The following is a 19,887-nucleotide window of genomic DNA, read 5'->3' on the forward strand; positions in this document are numbered from 1 at the left end:
AATGTAAAAGTTTGTGTGAATGTGTCACGGGATCACCGTCAGTGTTCCGGCGCGCAGCGAGCACGAACGCATCTGCGCAAACATATCCAGTCCGAACGTCGAATCCGCATCAAACACAGCCCCCGCCGAGCCCGGTGCAAGTCCTCTGAGGTCCAGATACGCCACCACTCCGGCTCCGTCCGCGCGCGTCCCCACGCGCGTGTCGCCGTTATACTGGATCACCCACGTCATCGTGTTCGTCACACGATTGTGGCTGTTTTGAATATTCCTGAAAAAGTTGAAGCCGTCGTTGTTGTCGTAGAACGGCCCCGAACGCACCGCGACCACTTCGATGTTCCCTTCCGGCAATTCGAGCGAGTATTGCAGCGCGGCCAAATCACTCGCGGCTTCGAGATGCACCGGAACGGTCACCGTATCGCCGAGCGGCAATTGCGTCGCCGGCATCCACAGCGTCAGTCGCGCCGCCGTCGCAAACACACTGTCCCGCCCTACTCCGCGCAGTCCATCGGCATCAATCGCCTCAGGCCGCAACGCATAGATTGTGGACGGCACAAGTCCGGAAAGCGACACTTCGTGATCCATCGTCATCTCACTCTGCGTCACTGAATCGCTCGCAATACCGACACCGTAATACAATATCGTGCGGGCCGGTTCGTCCGTCTCCCACGTGATGCGCGCGGCGAACTCCGTGATATCCTGAATTCGCAGATTCGAGAGAATCGGTTCCGGCGTGGCCTTGTCGGGTGTTTCAAATTCTCCGCCGCAGTCGAGCCGGTTGCCATCCTGGTCGATGACCGTCAGCCGATAGATGTACAGCGTGTTGAACGTGTAGCCCGTCAAACCGACACTGTGCGTATCCGCCGGCACACCGATATTGATGAGCTGCGTGAAGACCGTCTGTCCGAAGCGGAACTCGCCAGTCGTCGGACGGTTCGCGGCCCACTCGACGCGCATGCGTCCGTCGCTTTCCACCACGCGGCAGTAATACAGGCTGAACGGTTCCGGTCCGACCGGAGTCGTCGGTCCCGAAGAACCGCCGCTGCCGCACGCCGCAAACAGCATCGCAAACAATAGGAGCAGGAAGAGTCGTCGTGTCATCAAGGTGTATTTTCCGTAAACATGATTTCAACTGAATCGCGCAGCCCGTCCGCGTAGGCAACTAACCAGCCCAATCCCGCCACGGAGTCCGCACGCAGCGTATCCAGCGCCACGCCGCCGGTCGTATAAATCGTTCCCGCACTCAAACGGCCCATCGTATTGAGCAGGATAACTCGCGTCGAATCGGCGACCGGAATACCTTCATTGCGGTACTCGACAAAAACTGTCATCCGCGATACGCCGTCCGCCGGAATCGCGCTCGGCAGCGCGCTGACCGATAACACGCGGGAGCCTTGAGTGTTGATCGTCTCGTCGTTCGAATCCGTCGGTGACGTGCACGAGATCGTCCACAGCGCCAGCGTCAGCAGCAGCAGGAGTCTCATTCACCCTCCTCGCGCGGCGGCAGTGACAGCGCCACTTCCCGTCCTGCGTTTTGATAAGCCTTCAGCGTGATTTCGCGCGCGCGTTCCACGCTCAGCTTTTCTTTCTCAATCGTCGATACCAGCGGACTGCGCAGCCCGTCGTTCATCATAGCGGTTGCCATCACGATGCGTTCGGGATACGCCGTCTGTTCGTAGAGGTCAATCAGCTGCACCCGCAGCTTGCACGCCGCTTCCCATTGCGGTTGCGAAACGATTAGCGGAATCGAAATTCCCTGTGCACGCGAGACGCTTTCGTCATCCACGTGCGTAATTAGCAGCCAGCGCACGTTCGGATAGGCCGCGCCGATCGCCGCCATCGTATTCCAGAAACTCGTGCGGTTCATTTCGTCGAACAACAGCCCGGGCCGGTCGAGCGACGCCAGCGGCTGCACAATGTCAAAAGAAGTCGTCAGCGATTCACGTAGCTGACTCCACAGAGCGTCGTTGTCAGAGAGCGCGAGCTTCGACAGCGGCGGAGGAACCAACACCGCACCCTGACGAACTTCCGGCAGTCGCGGATACGGCTTCGGTGGAAACACCGACAGCGGCAGACGATTGGTGAAACTCAAGGCTAACGCGCCGCCCACCATCGGGTCGTCTTCAAGCTCCGCATACATGCCCGGATGCAGTCCGAATCCCCACGGCAGTTGAATATCCACTCCGCCGCGCAGCACTTCCGTATCAGGAAATCTGCCCGTGCGCGTGATGGATTGCGCGAAGGCCAGACTTGCTCCGATGCGTTCGCCGAACGGGGTCAGTGCGAGCGTCATCCCCCAGCGCATCGCCTGTTCGCGGTTATCGGATGTGCCGAAATAACCTGCGAATGCGCCCAACTCGGCGGCTCGGCTCGGCGTCCACGCGGTGCCCACCGAAAGCTGTCCACTCGTCTGTTCGAGCGAAAAGGCCGGCAGTGAAATCACCTGATTCGTCGTCGAATCGTAGAAACTCTGCTCGTCGCGGAAGCCCGTCGGCAAGATAAGATTGCCGTTGAAGCCGAACGCGAGCTTATCCTTATAAGAAAGCGGCCAGACGGCCAATCCCAGCCTGGCGTCTTCGGCTCCGTTCTGGAAAGCTCCGCGGCCTGCGAGGTCGCGGTTCGAGGTCGCGGCCGAGAGGGCCAGACCGCGCGCGACTCCCAGCTCGAAGGAGGCTCCGAACCGGTTGTCTTCCCAAATCTCGTTGGACAGGGACGCGCCGAATCCGGCCAGTTTGAACCAGCCGGCAGGGACAGGTTTTGCCCCCGAGCCGGGGTCGGAGACCGCCCCGGACGGCCAGGTTTGCGCCTGAACCATCCCGGCCAAGAGAAGAATAATTAAAGTTTTAGCTTTCATATGACTCGGTATAACAGATGCCACAGCACCTTCATCCGGACTGGAACTACGCAACCCATGTGCCACCCCGCTTGGTCGCCCACTTACCTGCCTCCCCTTGTCATCCTGAACGAAGTGAAGGACCTTGTCCAGCCGCCCGCATCGGCCTTGCCCATCCCACAAAACACAAGCGGCCCCGCTTGGAGCCGCTTGAAGATTCAATGATAATCAGCAATTCTACTGCAAAACTTGATCGAGCACTCCGTGCTCAAGCATATCAAGAGAAAAGAGATAGTCAATGGCGTCAAAGGTCTCCCTTAAGGGTCGCTCAGATGCTGCAAGCCCTTGACCGTCTGTAATCCAGATAAACTTATGACGACCACTCAGAAACTTAAACAATGTATTGTACTCTCCTGCTGTTGCTTTCTGCTTTGTTCCTTCAGAACCATAGAAGTTCGTTTCAATGATAAACAGATTTGACTTCGTATTGATGACAAAGTCATACTTTCGTGACGACTTATCGTATGGCACAGCGATTCCCCATGCCCGCTGTATTTTTGACGCATTCGCCTGTGCAAGATATGGAAAGTTACGCCGTTGGCATGCGTCAGCAATGAAGACTTCAACAATGTCCTCCATTACAAAACCGATGCGATTCTTCCGTGCGTTACTGTTCAAACCTGCTTCGACGCCAAACATGTAATCAACAAGATTCTTGACGCGTTGTGAGGCTATTATGTCCCGAAGGCCTGTTCCCTTAACAAAGTTCAGATAACTTTCAATATCTGAATCGTTGGGTCTTGACTTCGAAAAATCTACCTCCTCATACTCAAGTCTCTTTTGTTTGTAGTTCACAAGAATGTTGAACTTCATCGAGCCCTTTCCATCTCGAACTACCAACGCGGGTAAAGCTCGAGCCAAACCTGGGTTCGATTGGAGTAGTCTTCTAAACTCATTGTCGAAATCTTTCTTACCTATCAAGTAATTGAGACTATTTAGTGCAATCTCAAGATCTTGAGAATTCGTCTTGACCTTTTCCCAGTCAACAAAATACGACCAAAGCATTATACTAGGCTTAAGATGGGACAAGAAGTATTCGAACACTTGGTCTTCGTTTTTGCAATTCAATGCGTTCTTGTAGAATGGTATGAACTTCATCGCTGTTTCTATAGGCTTAGCTGACCGCTTTTTTCGTAAACCAGCTTCTTCACCCTCTTCACCGAAACATCCAAATACTTTTTCTCCAGATCAATCCCGATGAACTTCCGCCCGTTCGCCACCGCCGCCAACCCCGTCGAAGAGCTCCCGGCAAAGGGATCCAGAATCAACGCCCCCGGCACTGTTGAAGCGAGCACGATTCTCCTGAGCAATTCAACCGGTTTCTGTGTCGGATGTTTGCCGAACGTCTTCTCTTCCGGCGGCGGCGTGTTGATTGCCCAGATCGAGCGCATCTGCTTGTCCGGCTTCTTGATAAAGTCTCCCGGCCACGTGCCGTGCCGCATCTCCTTGTAGTTGAAAACGTGTTTTGCTTTCGCGGACTTTCTCGCCCACAGAATCGTCTCGTGGCTCGCCGTGAAATACCGGCAGGAGAGATTCGGCGATGCGTTCGGTTTGTACCAGGCGATATCGTTCAGGATCTTGAAGCCCTGCAGTTGCAGCGCGTAGCCGCAGGCGTAGATGGAGTGATAGGTTCCGCTGATCCACAGTGTGCCTTCGGGCTTCAGTACTCTGCGGCACGCCGCTATCCACTCCATGTGAAACCTGAAGTCCTCTTCCAGTCCGCGGCTCTTGTCCCACTTTCCTTTGTTCACACTCGCGCGTTTACCCGCATGCACCGTGAACCCGTCGTTGGAAAGCATGTACGGCGGATCGGCGAACACCATATCGAAATGATCTTCGGGAAACTGTGTTAGAATTTCGCGGCAATCCCCGTGCAGTAAACAGAAGCCGTTCTCGTTGAAGTATGGATCAATCCCCTTCGGCAACTCGACCCGCACAGTAGCCATAACAACAGCGTGCGGCTTGTGACCGTTCTTTGACGGAGCCTTCGCCTTCTTTTCTTTTCCCGCTTTTCTGCGGAGGATGGTATCAGCCAATTCGATATTGCTCAAGGGTAAGCGCGATCTAACTTATTGATTTTTGATCACATTGATCGTAGTGATAATTGAGCAAATGATCAAGGTTCCCCCCCCGCACGCCTCCTTTTCTCCTCCCCTTTCCCCACCTCCGACCCCTAAACCCCTGTTTTTCGACCTGCCTTCGGGTCCTAACCCCAACCCTCATCATCATTTAGAACATTTGTTCAAAAAACACTTGACAAACCCCATTTTCAGTATTATATTAGACTCGTTCACTTCAGATAACTAAACCATTGTTTTATGTAACACGCAATCCCAACCCAAACAAAAACAGGGGCCACCCCTCGCGGGACAGCCCCTGCCAGCCAAACTATCCTTAAATAGCCGCTACTTCAGAACCACTGCTCCCGGCTCATCCGTAATTCCCACCTGCGTAATCCTGAACTGGAACGGACCGCTTCCGTCCCAAATCGCCACCGCGATGAACAGCTCACCCGAACCGTTGAAACTGCACACGAAATCCTCGCTCGGCCCCGTCGCTTCGCTCATACAGCCAAGCTGACTGGCACACGGCGAGAAGGTATACACGTCGTAGTCGTTCCCGCCCGACGTCGCCATCTCAAAGCGATACTGCCCGGTGGAGATATTCACCCGCAGCCAATTCGCATCGCCCCGCGACCCCGTCAAATTGCATTCCACAACCTGACCGAGCGAAATCGGAGTGGCCGACGCGCAGTTTGTCGCGCAATTCGTGCCGCCGCCGCCGCAACCCTGAGCGCACGTCGCGCCCTGCGTCCACGTGCCGCCTAATTGATTGCACTGCGCCTGCGTCACGTCCTGACACGACTGATTATTATTGTAGCAGCAGCGGCCCGTCGGTGATTGCTGACCCAAACTGCGCACGAAGGTCGAAATAAACGAGTGCCAGTTCGTCGCCCGCCATTGCAGACTCGAGTAACTCACCGAATCCGGAACAAACTGATCCACCTGCCACGGAATATACACGTTCACACCGCCGCGCGGCACCGGCTGTGTCGGAGAATGAAAGTACGTGTCCGTAAACGGTATTGCCGAGTTCAGCGCGTTGCGCACGTTCACCGCATTCGAGTTAATCAGGTTGATCGTCGCCAGCGTCGGCTGCGCCTGAATCTGATTCGTGAATTCGCGAACGTCCACATACTTCGGATTGTCAAGATTCGTCGCGTGCGTGCTGTTCCACGCATTCAGCACTTCGTTCCAATGCTGTCCGCCCTCCTGCACCAATATATTGCCGAAATTGCCCAGCGCCGCGCCGAGATTCTGCATCTCCGACATCTTCATCATCGCGTAATGCGTCGTCTTCTGCTTGAATTGCGCGCGCTCGATCACCGACTGCACAATCTTCCGCGAATACTGATCGTTCGAAGCGCTCTGATTGTCCTTCAACCAGCCGAGCCAAAGGTCCGCGCCGAGAATGTTCTCCATCGGCATCACGAACTGACAAGCGGTCATGTATTCACACACGCTGCGCAGTTCATAGGCTACCTCGACCATCCCCATCAGACACGCGTGCCACGTCAGAATGTCCACCCGGCCCAAGTCCGACGACGCGATCGCTTCCCGCGTCTCCGGCAGCGTCAACAGTCCGCCCGCTCCGGCCAAATCGTCCGAGCAGCTTCCCGGCCAGCCCGCGCCGTGATCGTCAATAATCAGATGATAACGCTCCGCCGGAAAATTCGCCTTGCAGTAGTTGATGAAATTTCTGAGCGTCTGCGGATCCGACATGTCCCGCGTTCCCAGATTCTCAAGCTCCGGGGAACTAATCTGATTCGGATTCTCGCTCGGATGATACTCCACCTTGTAGTAGCGCGCATTTCCGCCGCCGCCATAACGCGAGACCATCGCAATCATGTTTAATCCCTGCTGACTCCCGACCTTCTGCATGTCCTGCACGTCCTGAACTATATACGACGTGCCGTTGTTCGCCAGGTCGAGGTCGTTATTCCCCGCTCCATAGAGCATAATCGTCCACTTAGCCTGACCCCCGCCGTTGTCGTCGCCGCCGTCGTCACTGCTGCAGCTGACAATCAGGGCCAACGCAATCAGCACGGTCAGTGCCGGAACCGTCCACCAAACCGTTTTACTGAACTTCATGTTTACCTGCCTTTGGTAAGTCTATTGTACTCCTGCACACTCGTCAAATGTAGCAAACGGCTAACAAATTATCAACGGCTCGACACAAACTATATCATTCCACCCAATCCGCAATAAAAATGTTCGTTTCCCCCCTCATCTGGCTCGCCCCGCGATTGCTCGCCCAGACCAGCTTCTTCCCGTCATAACTCCACATCGGAAACCCGTCGAACGTCGGCCCATAGGTCAACCGCTCGAGGTCCGAGCCGTCCGGCCGCACACGAAACAAATCAAAGTTCGGCATCCGCTTGTCACCCATGCTGTCCGCCCACGTCGTCGTGAAAATAATCCACTCGCCGCTCGGATGCACGTAGGGACAGAAACTCGCGCTGTTCAGATTGGTAATCTGCCGCTGATTCCCGCCGTTCGTGTCCATCATCCAGATCTCCAGCCGCACGGGCGACACCGCCTGCTTTTCCCACAGATGATTCCACTTCGCAAATTCCTCGGGTGTCTTCGGATGAAACGCGCGATAGATAATGTGCTTGCCGTCCGGAGAAAAGAACGGCCCGCCGTCGTAGCCCACCGTATAGGTCAGCCGCCGCACGTTCGAGCCGTCAATGTTCATCTTATAAAGTTCGAGATCGCCGTCACGGCCCGACGTAAACACAATCTCCTTGCCGTCCGGCGACACCGCGGCCTCCGCGTCGTAGCCCTTTTCGTTCGTGAGCTTCTTCAAGCCGCTGCCGTCCAATTTGCAGGAATACACGTCGAACTCGAACAATCCCCACACATACCCCAGACTGCGGTCGGGTTTCATCGGACACTCCGCGCCGTGTTCGTGCGTCGAGCAGAACACCAGCTCGTCTCGACCCGGCACGAAAAATGAACACGTCGTCGCACCCGTGCCCGTGCTCACCAGTTTGCTTTCCATCGTCTCCAGATTCATCGTGAAAATCTGATCGCACTCAAAACTGTCGCGCGTTGACTGATACACCAGCCACTTCCCGTCCGCCGAAAAATAGGCTTCGGCATTCTCACCACCGAACGTCAATTGCTTCACATTCTGTAAATGAGTCTCTCCCTCAAACCACACCGGACCGTTCGCCTGCGCGAACGACAGCGACGCGCACAACAGCAGACAGATAATACTCTCTTTCATATCCCGTTTTCCATTTCTTAATTCAGCATTCGCTTCGCAAGCCAGGGCAGAAAAATAATCCCGGCAACCATCAGCGGCCACAGCTCACCCTTCCACAGGTGATACATGGCGAACAACTCCTCCCAACTCATGCCGCGCGCGCGGCCAAACCCGAACTCGAACACAATCGTCATCACACACCACAGCACTCCCGCTTTCCACAAGTCGGCGTCCACATACGGCGCGCGCTGTAGTTTCAAGAACAGCATCGTCACCAGCAGCATCAGCGCGTATCCCGTAAACACCGAAAGCTGGTGCGCACCCTTGCCGAGATACTCTTCCAGCCACGGCTTGAGCAGCATCTCGCGCAGTGCCGCGTTGGCAATCGCCATCGCCAGCAGCACAAACCAGAATAGAACACTATAGACGTAAAACATCAGCCTGCTCCATCGCCGCACACGGGCCCGAATCTTAGTGCTTTTGCGGCGGAGCCTTCAGCACAACCTGCGTCAATTCGCGCTTGTCGTCGCGCACGTATTCCACTTCCACCGTGTCGCCCGGCGCGTACGTGCGCAGTGCGAACACAAAATCGTAGATGTTATTGAGCGTCACCTTGCCCATGCGTATGAGCAAATCACCGCCCTTGATGCCCGCTTCCGCCGCGGGGCCGCCTTCGCGCGCACCGGAGAGCAGCACGCCGAGCAGCGTGTCCGGCTGCGAGTAATCCGGTATCGAACCAAACCACACGCGGAAGCTTCCGCCACCCTGATCCGGCGGCTCACTCGTCTTGACATAAGTCAGCGGTGACTTTTCGGCGTCAATTTCGCGCAACACATTGTAGGCAAGTTCCGTGATTTTCGCCGCGCCGTCGTAGTTTATCAGGTGCGCGTCGTCTGTGGACTTGTGATAATCCGCATGCGCGCCGCTGAAGAAGAACAGCACCGGCTTGCCCGCCAGATAGAAATTCATATGGTCCGATGGGCCGTATCCGTCGCCCTTGCAGCTAATCGTCAGACCAGTGCCTTCCTTCGCGCGCTCCACAATGCCGCTGAACTCTTCGGCGGATTTGCAGGCCAATACGGTAAATTCGTCTTTTTCATTCAATCTTCCCACCATGTCGAGATTGAGCATCATCCGCACGCGTTCGAGGTCCATCGGAAAGTGCTTCACCAGATGTCCCGAACCGCCCAAGCCTGTCTCCTCGGCGGTAAACGCAACTGCCAGAACGGTTGAATTGACCGACGTCGCCTTCAACATGCGCATCGTTTCCAGCATGCCCGCCACGCCGCTCGCATTGTCGTCCGCGCCGTTGTGAATCACGTTGGTCTTCTCATCGAGGCTTCCGCTTTGTCCGTAACCGAGATGGTCGTAGTGCGCACCGATAACGAGCACGTCATTCCCTCCGCGCAGCACGGCTCCAACGTTCTTCACGGCCACTGCTTCGCGCGACAGGTCCGTGACCATCGTCACACTGTCCTTGGTGATTTCCAGACTGCGCGGCTGAGTGTTGGAGTCAATTGAACGCTGTAGCTTGGCCAGTTCGAATTCGGGGAACAGTTCGCTCACGGCTTTGCGCGTGATGCGAAGCACGGGGATACCGCAGTCGATGTAGGCTTCGTTCGAAGCCGGCGCGACCAACTCTTCCTCTTCAGTTGTATCGGCGTAGAGCGGCCCTTCGACCAGCAGCATCGCCAGCGCACCGTGCTGTTTCGCGTTGCTGGCTTTTGTGCGCAGCGTCGCGTGCAGCGTGGAATTCACTCCCTCAAATTTGGAAGTCGAATCGAACTCGCCCGGCTCCTTGCGCAGACACAGCACGATGGCCCCCTTGACGTCGAAATTCTCGTAGTCGTCGTATTCGTATTCCGGCGCGGTAATCCCGTAGCCCGCGAAGAGCACGGGTGCGGTAACTTCTCCCGCCGCCGAGAATCCGAGCGGCATGACTCCGCTTTTCGTGTCAATTGTTTTGTCTTTGTAGGTCAGGCGGTTGTGTTCGCCGAGCGCGAATCCCCAGCCCATTTCGAACTCCTGAAAGTAGGAGCCGTCAAAGGCGGGTTCCAGACCGATGGCTTTGAACTGTTGGGCGATATATTCGGCGGCGTCATCAAGCCCTTTGGTTCCGATACCGCGGCCTTCGCGTGCGTCGTCGGCCAAATACTCGATATGCGTGCGTAGGCGGTCCGCAAGTTCATTGGCAAACACGCTGGTTGCGAGTGCCGCAAGCAAGAGAAGCAAAGTCAGTCGTTTCATGGTAGTTCCGTGCGGGAGTGGAAAGTGTGAACGGGAAAGTGTATCTTAGCGGAAATTAGGGACAGTTGCAAGATGGATAGACGAGTTAAATCAGTTCTGCAAAGTGCCGCCGATTGGGCAGCGGGCGGCGAGGCGCCGTCGCGCGAAATGCTCTCGGAAGTGCTTGCTCTCGAACCGCCGCACATCGAAAAGCCTTCTGAAGCGCGCGACTATCTCTGGAGTATGCTGTCATATCCCGAGCGGGGCCGAGCACTGGCCGTCCTGCACGCGGTCAAACTGCTTGAAGAGCTGTTCCCGTCTTGGACGACCGACATTCCAGAGCAGGATGCGCGGCTGCGCACCGTCGAGGAAGTGCATCTTGAACGCTGGGCCTGCGGACTTTCCGAAACCGCATTCAACAGGATTTGCAGTTTTCACGACGAAGCCGTGCGCGGCGGCTTGAACGGTTGGGCGCTGACCGGCTTGGCCGCGCTGCTCGTGCGCGTCAGCGACCAATTGCCCGCCTATCTGAGCGGCTTGCGGCTGGACCTGACATCGCTCGGCGCAACGGATGAAGAAATCGAGCGCATCAGCGCCATTGTCAGTGAGTTTCCGCTCGTCTTTGAGGCGTTGGCCCGTGCCGAGCACAAGTCGTTTCGCGTCTTGCCCGCGACCGTAGTCATCGCTCTCTCGGCGATGTTTGCGGACGGCAGATTTGACGATGAACATATCACCGCGTCAATTCACGCGGCGGACAAGTGGGTGACCCACTCATGAAACTGCGCGTGGACATCTGGCTGCATCGCGCGCGTCTGTATAAATCGCGCACGCAGGCGACCGAAGCCTGCAAAGACGGGAAGATCATGATTGGCGAAACGTTCGCCGACCCGCACGATACCGTAGCCGAAGGCTCCGTTCTCAAGATTCGCATGAAGGGACTCTATCGCACCTTCCGGATTCTCGAAGCGGCGGACATCAATCTCTCGAAGAAAGACGCGCCGCGCATGTATGAGGAAATCACCGACGACGCGACCGCTGAGAAGTTCCGGCAGATTCTCGAAGCGGACAAAGTCTGGCGCGAATCCGGCAAAAAAGAGCAGGGCCGCAGACCGACAAAGAAAGACCGCCGCGACATCGAGAAGCTGCGCGGGCGATAAGTTCCGCTTAGTCCAGCAGCAGTTTCAACGCGGCTCCCATAATTTCGCGCGGAGAAATCATCGGCAGGTGTCCGAGCCGCACGCATTCCAATTCGTCACACTTCGGGCGAAGTTTGCACGGCGCAGCGAGCACGATGTTCCTGCGGTCGAGCGGATCGTTCCAATTCGCAGGATTGCCCGGCCCGAACAGAGTGACGGTGGGAATCCCGCAGGCCGTCGCAACATGTTTCGTGCCGGAATCCGGCCCGACATACAGCGCGCAATGCCGATAGAGCGCGGCGAGGTCCGGCACGTGTGCGTTGTCGAGGTGCGGCACTTTGTGCGCGAGTTTGTTCAGAATGCGCTGCGCGTATTCCTGTTCACCCGGTCCGCTCGTCAACACCACCTGCAGATGCGACGCGAGCATCAGTTCGATGACTTGCGCGGTCAGATCCGCCGGATAGCGTTTCGCGGGATTTGAACTTCCCGCAGCCACCGCCACCACGACTCCCGTCAACTTGTCTACAATCTGTTCGGCGCGTTTGCGCGCGTCTTCGTTGTGCGTGTCGCTGTAAATTTCCAGCGTGCGGGACGAAGCCGGAACGCCGAGCAGTTTCAGAATTTCCAGCCGGAAATCCACCGCATAAAGATTATCTTCCTGCGGTTCCTCGATCACACCGTGCGTATATGCCCACGCGCGGCCTCTTCTCGCCAACCCCACCCTCACCTTCGCTCCGGTCGCAAACACGATCTGTGCGCTGCGCGGATTGCTGAAAAAGTCTATCACAAGGTCGTAGCGTTCGCGGCGAAGTTTGTGCACCGTGCTCGCAATCTTTCCTAACCCCTTATACGGCACCACCCACAGCTTCCGCAGTCGCGGATGATCGCGTAAGGTTTCTTCAGCCGGATACTCCGCCAGAAAGTCAATCCACGCGCCGGGATAATGTTCGGCCAGCGCACGAATGGCAGGCGTGCAGAGCAGCGCGTCGCCGATACGGCGCAGCTGCACAATCAAGATGCGATTCGGAGCGAGAGTCGGTGCGGGCTTGGTCAGCTTCACGAGCGGCGCGCAAGTTCGAGTTTCAAAAGTGGGTCCCGGTTTCCGGGTTCAAACGCCAAAATGGTCAACAATTCCCGAGTCGCTTCGCACCACAGATAGTGATGTGCGTCAGCCTCAGTCTTCAGTTTGGAACCGCCGCCGCCGGAGATGATGTAATGAACTCCGCCGTATTCGGCATGCAGCAGCGAATGAATGTGACCGGAAAACACGGCCGTCACGCGATGCACCGCGAACAGTTCCATCAGCCGTTCCGCATGCGGCCGCCACTCCATACCGTAGTATTGGTCACCGCGCGGGTCGAGCACCGGTTTGTGGCAGAACACAAGCGTGTGTGCTGCGGAAGAGGGCTGTGCGAAAGTCTTTTCAATCCATGTCCACTGCTCGTCGGCCAGACTTCCCCACGCGTTGTTGAGGAGAATCAGTCGCACAGGGCCGAGCGTCACGTCGGCGTGGTCTGCCCCGAACAGCGCGTGAAAGAACTGCGGCTGCACAACACCGCGTTCAACGATGTCGTGATTGCCCGGCGTCGCCAGCAGCGGAAACTTCGCCCGTCTGAGCAGCACACGCAGACGGCGAAAGGCAAGATGCGTCGCGCGTGCGGCCAAGTCGCCCGTTGACACGACGGCATCTGGATTTCGTTGGTTAATCTCTTCAACGATGGTGCGAAACGCGTAATAGCCGCTCTCGCGTGAAGAGAACGGAAACTCCGAACCGGCCACGTCCCCGAAAATCGCCAGACGCAGCGCATCGGTGTTCGCCGGCGTCACATCCACGGCTTCAGCTTCCCACTCTCTGCCTTGCGCCTTATCAAATCTGCGAAAGCGCGCGGAGTCAAAGCGGAACTTTTCTCCCGCCTGACGCAATCGCTGCGGAATGCGCCGGCCGTACAGTCTGCGGATGACCGCTTGGAAGAGGCCTGCAGTGACGGCAATCCAAACTGCAAGATCGAATTCCTTTGGCAGGTCGTCGAACGACTCGACATTTGCGTAGCGCCACCAGAGCGCGGCGATGATCCACGCCGCAACTACGCTGACACCGAAGAGCACCCGCCGGGCGTCGCGCACGATAGATACCACGAGCAACACCGCGGCAATCATCGCAAGCAAAGCGTGATTGCGCAACAGAATCAGCTCAGGCCATCTGACGATGCGGGCGTAGAGCAGCACCAGCAGTCCCGCCGCAGTAAAGAGCGCAATCCAGCGCAACGCCTTCAACTTGTTTTCGGAGTGCGCCTCGAACCAGCGCGCGACCAACGCCGTGACACACAGCACACAGAGCGGCGCGGCGGCTCCCAGTATCACGGGCCACGTGCTGTTAAGCAGGAGTGTAAGTGCGAACAGCAGCGCGACGGCGAACAGCACGAAACGCGGCCAGCGTTCCTCCGTCAATCGTTTTGGCCAGAGCAATAAGAGCAGCAGCCACGGCAGCCACGGCAATGGAAGCAACAGCGTCTCTAAGGTCGACGTTGCAATTTTCGGCAGCGACCCTGCAAACTCCGGCAGCGGCAGAATGCCCGCACTCTTGAATATGAGTCCGCCGGCGGGCAGCAGCAGCGCAGCGAACAGCGCGATGACGGGAGCTTTCGCGCGCTCAAAAAGTATTATCAACGTAACGAGCGGCAGCAGCGCGGGCGGCCAAGCGCCGAATACGGCAAGCGATATTCCGCCAAGTGCGGAGATGAAGAACAGATGCTCGCGATAGCTTTCGAACGTGGCCCGCGCGGAAAACCACAGCGCAGCCGCGGTGACGAACATCAGACAAGTGGATGTGAGCAGCGGAGGTTCGCTAAGCACGATGGCCGCCGGAGTGAAGCTCGCGAAGATGGCCGCCGCGTAAACTCCCTTGCCTTTGCCAAGCAGACGTTCCGCCGCGTCATACGTCATGCCTGCCGCAAGAATGGCAAAGATGCCGCCCGCGAGGATGACGGGTGCGTCATACATGCCCGACTTCGCGGTCACCAGCAGAAACGGCGTCCAACCACAGCAGAGCAGCACTGCAAACAGCAGCGAACCGAGCACCTGTTCACGCTCCGCTTTCATGCGCGTCGGGCAACCTCAGTTAAGACCTGTTCATATTGCAACATCGACGTTGCAAATCCAAACTCCGACAGCGCGCGACGCTTGTATGAATCGCGCTTTGCACGCAATTCGTCCGGATGTGCCGTCAGGTGTTTCAGTTTTTCAATGAACAGCTTGTCGTTTCCGCGCGGGACCAAACTATCGGACAACTCTCCATCCAGCAAACTCCGCATCGCTCCCACCTCAAAACCCAGCACGGGAACTCCTGCCGCCATTGCTTCCAGCACCGCGTTCGGCGTGCCTTCTTCATCAGACGTCAACAGAAACAAGTCGGCGTCTCCAACCAGTGCGGCGAATTCCGGACTGAATCCCATGAAGCGAACACATTCGTGCAGACCTTGCTCCCGTGCCTGCTGTGTCAGTTCATTTTCGAGCGGACCTTTACCGAATATCGCCAGCGTCACCTTGCGCATCTCCTTCAGTTCACGGACAAACGTCAGAAGCTTGTCGAAACGCTTCTGCGATTCGAGCCGTCCCGCCGCGACAAGCAGCAGCTCATCGTGAGCAAGATTCAATCTCCGTCGCAGTTCTCCCGCGTGCTGTTCCGTTTCGGTAACGCCGTTGGGAATCACGCTGACACCGCGTGGCGAGATTCCCAACTCGGCGTAGTGAGTGCGAATACTCTCAGCATTGACAATGACGTGCCGCACAATACGTTCGGCCAGAAACCGGTGATGCCGCTTGTGCGACCACACGGTGAAGCCGTGCCGCGCAACGACAGGAACACTCAGGAGTGCTCCGGCGAGTCCGAACTGCCAGCTCTCTTTATTAAAGTTGGTCAACACAATATCAGGACGCGCACGCCGCAGCACGCCGACGGCATGCGCGAGGGCGAACGGATCGAAGTCGCCGCCGAACGTGCAGCTTTCACAGTGCACGCCGCGCTCCGTCGCACGCAGGAGTAACTTGGAGTGCGGCCGGCAAATCAGCGTGACGTCGTGTCCGCGTGCAGCGAACCACAGCGAGCCTTCCACAAACCACTTTTCGCCGCCCCCCCACAACTCCGGCGCGGCGGAATTGACCAACAGGAGATTCACTCGCCGCTGCTTTCGCGTTCGTAGAGTTGCGTGAGCGTGCGATAGAGGTCGCTGGTCGCAAGCAGGGCGTCGTGTTTACCTTCAGCCTCAATCCGGCCTTCGTCGAGCACAATCACGCGGTCGGCGAAGCGAATCGAACTCAGGCGGTGCGCGATGATGATGACGGTGCGTGCCTGGAACAGCTCTTCGAGCGCTTGCTGAATCAGTCGTTCGGATTCATTGTCGAGCGCGGAGGTGGCTTCGTCGAAAATCAACAGCGGCGCGTCCTTCAGCAAGGCGCGGGCAATCGCGATGCGTTGTTTTTGTCCGCCGGAGAGTTGCGCTCCGCGTTCGCCGACGATGGTGTTGAGTCCCTGCGGCAGACGGTTGACAAATTCCGTGCATTGCGCGCGGCGCATAACCTCCTGCAGCCGTGCGTCCGGCACATCGTTCATTCCGTAGGTCAGATTGTAGCGCACGCTCTCATTGAAGAGAAAGACATCCTGACTGACGAGACTGATGTTGCGGCGCAGCGTGGACAGTGAGGCGTTCTGAATATCCTGACCGTCCCAAAGCACGCGGCCGCGTTCGGGCGAGTAAAAGCGCGGCAGCAGATTGGCCATCGTGGTTTTGCCGCTGCCGGACCTGCCGACCAGCGCGATGCGTTCACCGCGGCGAATGTCCAGATGGACGTCGTGCAGCACCCAGCGTTCGGAAGTCGGATAGCGGAACCAAACATGGTCGAACGTCACGCCGCGCGACAAGCCGTCAATCTGCAGACCGCTCGTAACATCGCGTTCAATCGGTTCGGCGAGCAGCTTCTCGATTCGCGCGCCGGCTGCGGAACCGATTTGCAGATAGTTGTGCAGGCCGCCGACCGCACGGGCCGGAGCGAGCATGGAGAACAGCACGACGATAAAGCGGATAAAATCTTCCGCGTCGAGCAGCGAACCGGAGAGCACCTGTTGTCCGCCAAGCAGAAGCACGGAAGCCAGAATAATGACGCCGATTGTTTCGGAAAGCGGTGACGCCAGCCGTTCGAGCCGCGCCAGCCTAAGAGAATTTTTGAAGAGCCGGAACGAGCGCGCTTCGAAGCGTTCCGTCTCGTGCGGTTCGGTGACCGATGACTTGATCAGCCGCGAGCCGCTGATGGTTTCCTGCAACGCGGCGGTGATTTCGGCCAAGCCTTCCTGAATGCGTCCCGACTTGCGTTTGAGACTTCCGCCGGTTTTGCGGTAAAGCACGCCGAACACGGGCACGATGACCAGCGCGGCGAGCGTCAACTGCCACGAAATACTGAACAACAGAATCAGCAGCGTGACGACGGTAATCGGGTCGCGCACGGCCTGTGTGAACACTCTTTGAAACGTCACCGAGACGGTGTTGACGTCGTTCATCACCGCGCTCATCAGTTCACCTGTAGAGCTTCGGTCATAGAATTCGTAGGGCTGGCGGATAACGTGCGTGTAGACGCGGTCGCGCAGGTCTTTAATCATGCGCTGTTCAACGAACGACACGAAGTGCAGTTGCAGATAGGCAAACAGGTTCTTCAACATGAAGACGATGACCAGCGCGACACAGAGACGCGGCAGCACGACTTGCGGGTCGCCGCTGCCGAGCAGTTCCCACGACCACTGCTTCAAGCCGTCGTAGAGGCCGCGCAAACCGCCGGTGAGCACTTCGGTGTGCTGCGACGCGTCGGCTTTGTCGGGCAGAAAGATGAGATTCAGCACCGGAGCGATCAGCCAGATCGAGAGCGTGTTGAACACGACATAGCAGAGCGTCGCCAGCCCGGTCAGCACGAGGTGCCGCGGGTAGCGCTTGAAAGGATTTATGAAACGTAGGTAGGTGGTCAAGATGAATCTGTCAATTATATCGAATTCGACGCTACTGCTCTAACTTTTCTAACGAGTTCACCCAATCAAGAACATAGTTGTAGCTCTCATCAAACTTTTCAAATCCTGACTCAATCGGCGCATGGTGTGCCCACGCATTTCTAAAGGCACGCACACGACTTATGGCCGCGTTGAGCTCATCGTATTTGTGTTCAGTACTCTTGAAACACGGTAACACTTTAGGCTCACGGTTAGGACTAGCAACTCGATTCCGTATAGCGAATGCTAAGTCACTAAAGTTCGCAAAGTCCGCGAAGCTCTGCGCACAGATCTTCACACCAATGGCGCGCATGTTAGTCTTAAACATTTTTTCCCTCTCTTGAATTTCACCCCAATTCCGCTCCGACCAGAGTTCAGAAGATTCAAGAACCTTTGGATTATCAGAGAAGAGGTCCCGAAGTTTGGCTCTCATAGCTCGCTCGAGGGTTGCGAGTCTCTCGCCAATGTCTACCATTCTCACGTTGTGATCGCTAAAGACTTTAGTCGGGAGTAGACCAGAAAAGCTTCCGATTTCCACAAACTTCTCTTCCATATAATGCTGCGATTCAATCAGGCGCTGAAAGACTGTTAAGCTGAAGTCATGTCCAAGCCCCTTGAGGCCCTCAAGTGTTTTGACGATATGGGGCACAGATAACTCGGGCCAATGATCATAGATTCGCCGTCGCAGTTCCTTACTAACTCCGTGTTCCAACGCGCGCGCTCCAGCCTTCCTTCCCAATTCTCTGTAGCGCGGGTGCATACTCAAAATACTGCGAGGAGTAGTTGAAAGCGACTGCGCCGTGCATGCATTTAGAATCTGGGTCAACGGGTAGAACTTGTCTAGAAAAGCTCCCAACTCATATGAAAGAGCACTACTCTCTTCCTTCTGGTCAGGCAAATATCTCAAGACTGCTTCAATGGGATCTTCGGGTACTTGCAAAACCGCTGTTTCAAAGTCGGCCAGTATTGCATCCTCTTCGCCTTGACTCTTTGCTTCAGATAATTCTTGAACATTTCTAAATATATCTATCAGCGCGCCAAAAGTGTCGACATGTCTAGCAAGCTCTGGCTTTGAGCGTACTGCCACTAATAGACTCTCCAACGACTCACGAATCACGGCGAGATCCGATTTGTATGAAACTTTGGTCTCATTTGATAGGACACTTCTTGCAATACTTTGTACTTGTCCCAAGAGAAAATCTTCAACTGTTATCTCAAGTACGAATCCGTATTCTGCAAGATAACTCAGCGGATCACTGATTAGAGAACTCGAATGTACAGGATAGAGAATATACGCAGCTACGCTTCTTGCTGCAGCACAGAGAATAGTCTCTGTAAAGCGTTCTGGATGTAAAAGGTAGCAAAGGCGCGCAATAAGAACGGCTTCAGCAACATTCAGGGAAGTGGTCAAAAGAGTGTCATCTATTTCAAATTCGTTTATTCGATCAAGAGTTGCTAACCAATCCCAAGTATGATAAGAGTCAAGCTCATCAAAAGGTGCTTCTTCGATCATATGAAAAGAATAGAGAAGCAAATGAACAAATTGGTCGTGAGCATTCCATAGGCCATACATTGATATTTCGCAATCGAGGCTTAGCAGATCTACTGGTGCTTTTTCTTGTTCATCGCCAATCATATCATGCGAGACAAGCGTGTGAAGATTTGGGAAATTATGAAGGAGTTTCCATTCCATGATTAATACTTCGACTACGCGCTGTCGGAATGTGCCAAGGAAATCCCATTCTTCGCGTAATCTATAGATTGGGTAATAAGTTTCCGGCGTTTCTATTTCAAGGAGTTCGCAGACCGCTTCATTAACCTTCGCCTTTGCCACATGCTGTACTTCTTCGTCAGACAACTCTGGCCATTTCTGTTTGATGTCCGGAAGTAATTTCTGTCTTTCCCGCTCAATGAACTCTACGGGATTGCCCTCGAGTTTCTCGAGCTTCTTCAGACTAATTCTTGCCTTGGCAAGAATCCACTCAAACAGATACTTGTCGGCTGTATCGAGTTCCTTCAACACAAATGCACAGAGCCTTGCCCTATCCATGTCCTTATATGAAAGCGCGCTCTTGTCTTGCTTCATGTACCAACGCAGATACTGCCGGACGGATTGTTCGTGTCGCAGATTGAGAGCGGGCGGGATCATGCTTGGGGCTCGATGGCGACATACCTCACAAAGTCCGCCTTTCTGCATGGGGTTCAGGACGGGAGTGCCTTTCTGTTGAATGATCAAGATATCATCCAACGAAATTCTCATGGTTTCCCGTCCGCATGCAGGACATCTTAAGAAAGTGTAGTTATTCTTGTCTATCATGCTATCAGGTGTCAAGTTT

At 55.9% G+C, this 19,887-nt stretch carries 16 protein-coding genes; 2 read left to right on the plus strand and 14 right to left on the minus strand.

Translation table 11 applies throughout. The annotated features are described in order from the left end of the window. Window positions 1-24: 24 nt before the first annotated feature. The 9 genes from KJZ99_06050 to KJZ99_06090 form a co-directional block, all read right to left on the minus strand. Window positions 25-1,098, minus strand: coding sequence for a hypothetical protein (locus KJZ99_06050; GenBank protein MCL4305456.1), 1,074 nt, complete (start codon window positions 1,096-1,098; stop codon window positions 25-27). Next, window positions 1,098-1,481, minus strand: coding sequence for a hypothetical protein (locus KJZ99_06055; GenBank protein MCL4305457.1), 384 nt, complete (start codon window positions 1,479-1,481; stop codon window positions 1,098-1,100). The genes KJZ99_06050 and KJZ99_06055 overlap by 1 nt, the downstream gene beginning before the upstream one ends. Continuing rightward, on the minus strand, window positions 1,478-2,851 hold the full coding sequence (locus KJZ99_06060) for a hypothetical protein (GenBank protein MCL4305458.1): 1,374 nt from the start codon (window positions 2,849-2,851) through the stop codon (window positions 1,478-1,480). The genes KJZ99_06055 and KJZ99_06060 overlap by 4 nt, the downstream gene beginning before the upstream one ends. A gap of 216 nt (window positions 2,852-3,067) precedes the next feature. Beyond that, window positions 3,068-3,988, minus strand: a complete 921-nt coding sequence (locus tag KJZ99_06065; protein MCL4305459.1) for a hypothetical protein — start codon at window positions 3,986-3,988, stop codon at window positions 3,068-3,070. Between the two features lie 8 nt (window positions 3,989-3,996). Further along, on the minus strand, window positions 3,997-4,836 hold the full coding sequence (locus tag KJZ99_06070) for a site-specific DNA-methyltransferase (protein ID MCL4305460.1): 840 nt from the start codon (window positions 4,834-4,836) through the stop codon (window positions 3,997-3,999). A gap of 459 nt (window positions 4,837-5,295) precedes the next feature. Next, complete coding sequence (locus KJZ99_06075; GenBank protein ID MCL4305461.1) at window positions 5,296-7,041, minus strand: hypothetical protein; 1,746 nt, start codon at window positions 7,039-7,041, stop codon at window positions 5,296-5,298. Between the two features lie 94 nt (window positions 7,042-7,135). Beyond that, entirely contained in the window at window positions 7,136-8,182 is a 1,047-nt protein-coding gene (locus tag KJZ99_06080; GenBank protein ID MCL4305462.1) for a PD40 domain-containing protein, read from the minus strand. Window positions 8,183-8,199: 17 nt separating this feature from the next. After that, window positions 8,200-8,598: a hypothetical protein gene (locus KJZ99_06085; protein ID MCL4305463.1), complete on the minus strand. Its 399-nt coding sequence runs from the start codon at window positions 8,596-8,598 to the stop codon at window positions 8,200-8,202. Window positions 8,599-8,632: 34 nt separating this feature from the next. Continuing rightward, window positions 8,633-10,408, minus strand: coding sequence for a M20/M25/M40 family metallo-hydrolase (locus KJZ99_06090; GenBank protein ID MCL4305464.1), 1,776 nt, complete (start codon window positions 10,406-10,408; stop codon window positions 8,633-8,635). A gap of 72 nt (window positions 10,409-10,480) precedes the next feature. On the opposite strand from KJZ99_06090, the gene KJZ99_06095 reads away from it, so the two are divergent. Together KJZ99_06095 and KJZ99_06100 are read left to right on the plus strand one after the other, a co-directional pair. Then, window positions 10,481-11,164: a hypothetical protein gene (locus tag KJZ99_06095; protein MCL4305465.1), complete on the plus strand. Its 684-nt coding sequence runs from the start codon at window positions 10,481-10,483 to the stop codon at window positions 11,162-11,164. Continuing rightward, a complete protein-coding gene (locus KJZ99_06100; protein MCL4305466.1) occupies window positions 11,161-11,544 on the plus strand; it encodes a hypothetical protein in 384 nt (127 codons plus the stop codon). Before KJZ99_06095 ends, KJZ99_06100 begins: the two co-directional genes overlap by 4 nt. A gap of 7 nt (window positions 11,545-11,551) precedes the next feature. Here the strand turns inward: KJZ99_06100 and KJZ99_06105 are convergent, their stop codons facing one another. From KJZ99_06105 to KJZ99_06125, 5 genes are read right to left on the minus strand one after another with little or no spacing between them, the layout of a single operon-like run. Beyond that, window positions 11,552-12,583, minus strand: coding sequence for a glycosyltransferase family 9 protein (locus tag KJZ99_06105; protein MCL4305467.1), 1,032 nt, complete (start codon window positions 12,581-12,583; stop codon window positions 11,552-11,554). After that, the gene (locus tag KJZ99_06110; protein ID MCL4305468.1) at window positions 12,580-14,622 is read right to left on the minus strand and encodes a metallophosphoesterase; all 2,043 of its coding nucleotides are present in this window, start codon (window positions 14,620-14,622) and stop codon (window positions 12,580-12,582) included. Before KJZ99_06110 ends, KJZ99_06105 begins: the two co-directional genes overlap by 4 nt. Continuing rightward, complete coding sequence (locus KJZ99_06115; GenBank protein MCL4305469.1) at window positions 14,619-15,698, minus strand: glycosyltransferase; 1,080 nt, start codon at window positions 15,696-15,698, stop codon at window positions 14,619-14,621. Before KJZ99_06115 ends, KJZ99_06110 begins: the two co-directional genes overlap by 4 nt. Beyond that, window positions 15,695-17,533 carry an ABC transporter ATP-binding protein/permease gene (locus KJZ99_06120; protein ID MCL4305470.1) on the minus strand — a complete coding sequence of 613 codons (1,839 nt, stop codon included), beginning with the start codon at window positions 17,531-17,533 and terminating at the stop codon, window positions 15,695-15,697. The genes KJZ99_06115 and KJZ99_06120 overlap by 4 nt, the downstream gene beginning before the upstream one ends. A gap of 31 nt (window positions 17,534-17,564) precedes the next feature. Then, on the minus strand, window positions 17,565-19,811 hold the full coding sequence (locus KJZ99_06125) for a hypothetical protein (protein ID MCL4305471.1): 2,247 nt from the start codon (window positions 19,809-19,811) through the stop codon (window positions 17,565-17,567). Window positions 19,812-19,887: the final 76 nt, after the last annotated feature.

It is taken from the genome of bacterium, from assembly GCA_023382385.1.
GTDB lineage: Bacteria > Electryoneota > RPQS01 > RPQS01 > RPQS01 > JABWCQ01.

Coding starts and splice junctions, on each gene's coding strand:
- KJZ99_06050 (MCL4305456.1), bottom strand. CDS start 1,098: ATGACACGACGACTCTTCCTGCTCCTATTGTTTGCGATGCTGTTTGCG.
- KJZ99_06055 (MCL4305457.1), bottom strand. CDS start 1,481: ATGAGACTCCTGCTGCTGCTGACGCTGGCGCTGTGGACGATCTCGTGC.
- KJZ99_06060 (MCL4305458.1), bottom strand. CDS start 2,851: ATGAAAGCTAAAACTTTAATTATTCTTCTCTTGGCCGGGATGGTTCAG.
- KJZ99_06065 (MCL4305459.1), bottom strand. CDS start 3,988: ATGAAGTTCATACCATTCTACAAGAACGCATTGAATTGCAAAAACGAA.
- KJZ99_06070 (MCL4305460.1), bottom strand. CDS start 4,836: ATGGCTACTGTGCGGGTCGAGTTGCCGAAGGGGATTGATCCATACTTC.
- KJZ99_06075 (MCL4305461.1), bottom strand. CDS start 7,041: ATGAAGTTCAGTAAAACGGTTTGGTGGACGGTTCCGGCACTGACCGTG.
- KJZ99_06080 (MCL4305462.1), bottom strand. CDS start 8,182: ATGAAAGAGAGTATTATCTGTCTGCTGTTGTGCGCGTCGCTGTCGTTC.
- KJZ99_06085 (MCL4305463.1), bottom strand. CDS start 8,598: ATGTTTTACGTCTATAGTGTTCTATTCTGGTTTGTGCTGCTGGCGATG.
- KJZ99_06090 (MCL4305464.1), bottom strand. CDS start 10,408: ATGAAACGACTGACTTTGCTTCTCTTGCTTGCGGCACTCGCAACCAGC.
- KJZ99_06095 (MCL4305465.1), top strand. CDS start 10,481: ATGGATAGACGAGTTAAATCAGTTCTGCAAAGTGCCGCCGATTGGGCA.
- KJZ99_06100 (MCL4305466.1), top strand. CDS start 11,161: ATGAAACTGCGCGTGGACATCTGGCTGCATCGCGCGCGTCTGTATAAA.
- KJZ99_06110 (MCL4305468.1), bottom strand. CDS start 14,622: ATGAAAGCGGAGCGTGAACAGGTGCTCGGTTCGCTGCTGTTTGCAGTG.
- KJZ99_06125 (MCL4305471.1), bottom strand. CDS start 19,811: ATGAGAATTTCGTTGGATGATATCTTGATCATTCAACAGAAAGGCACT.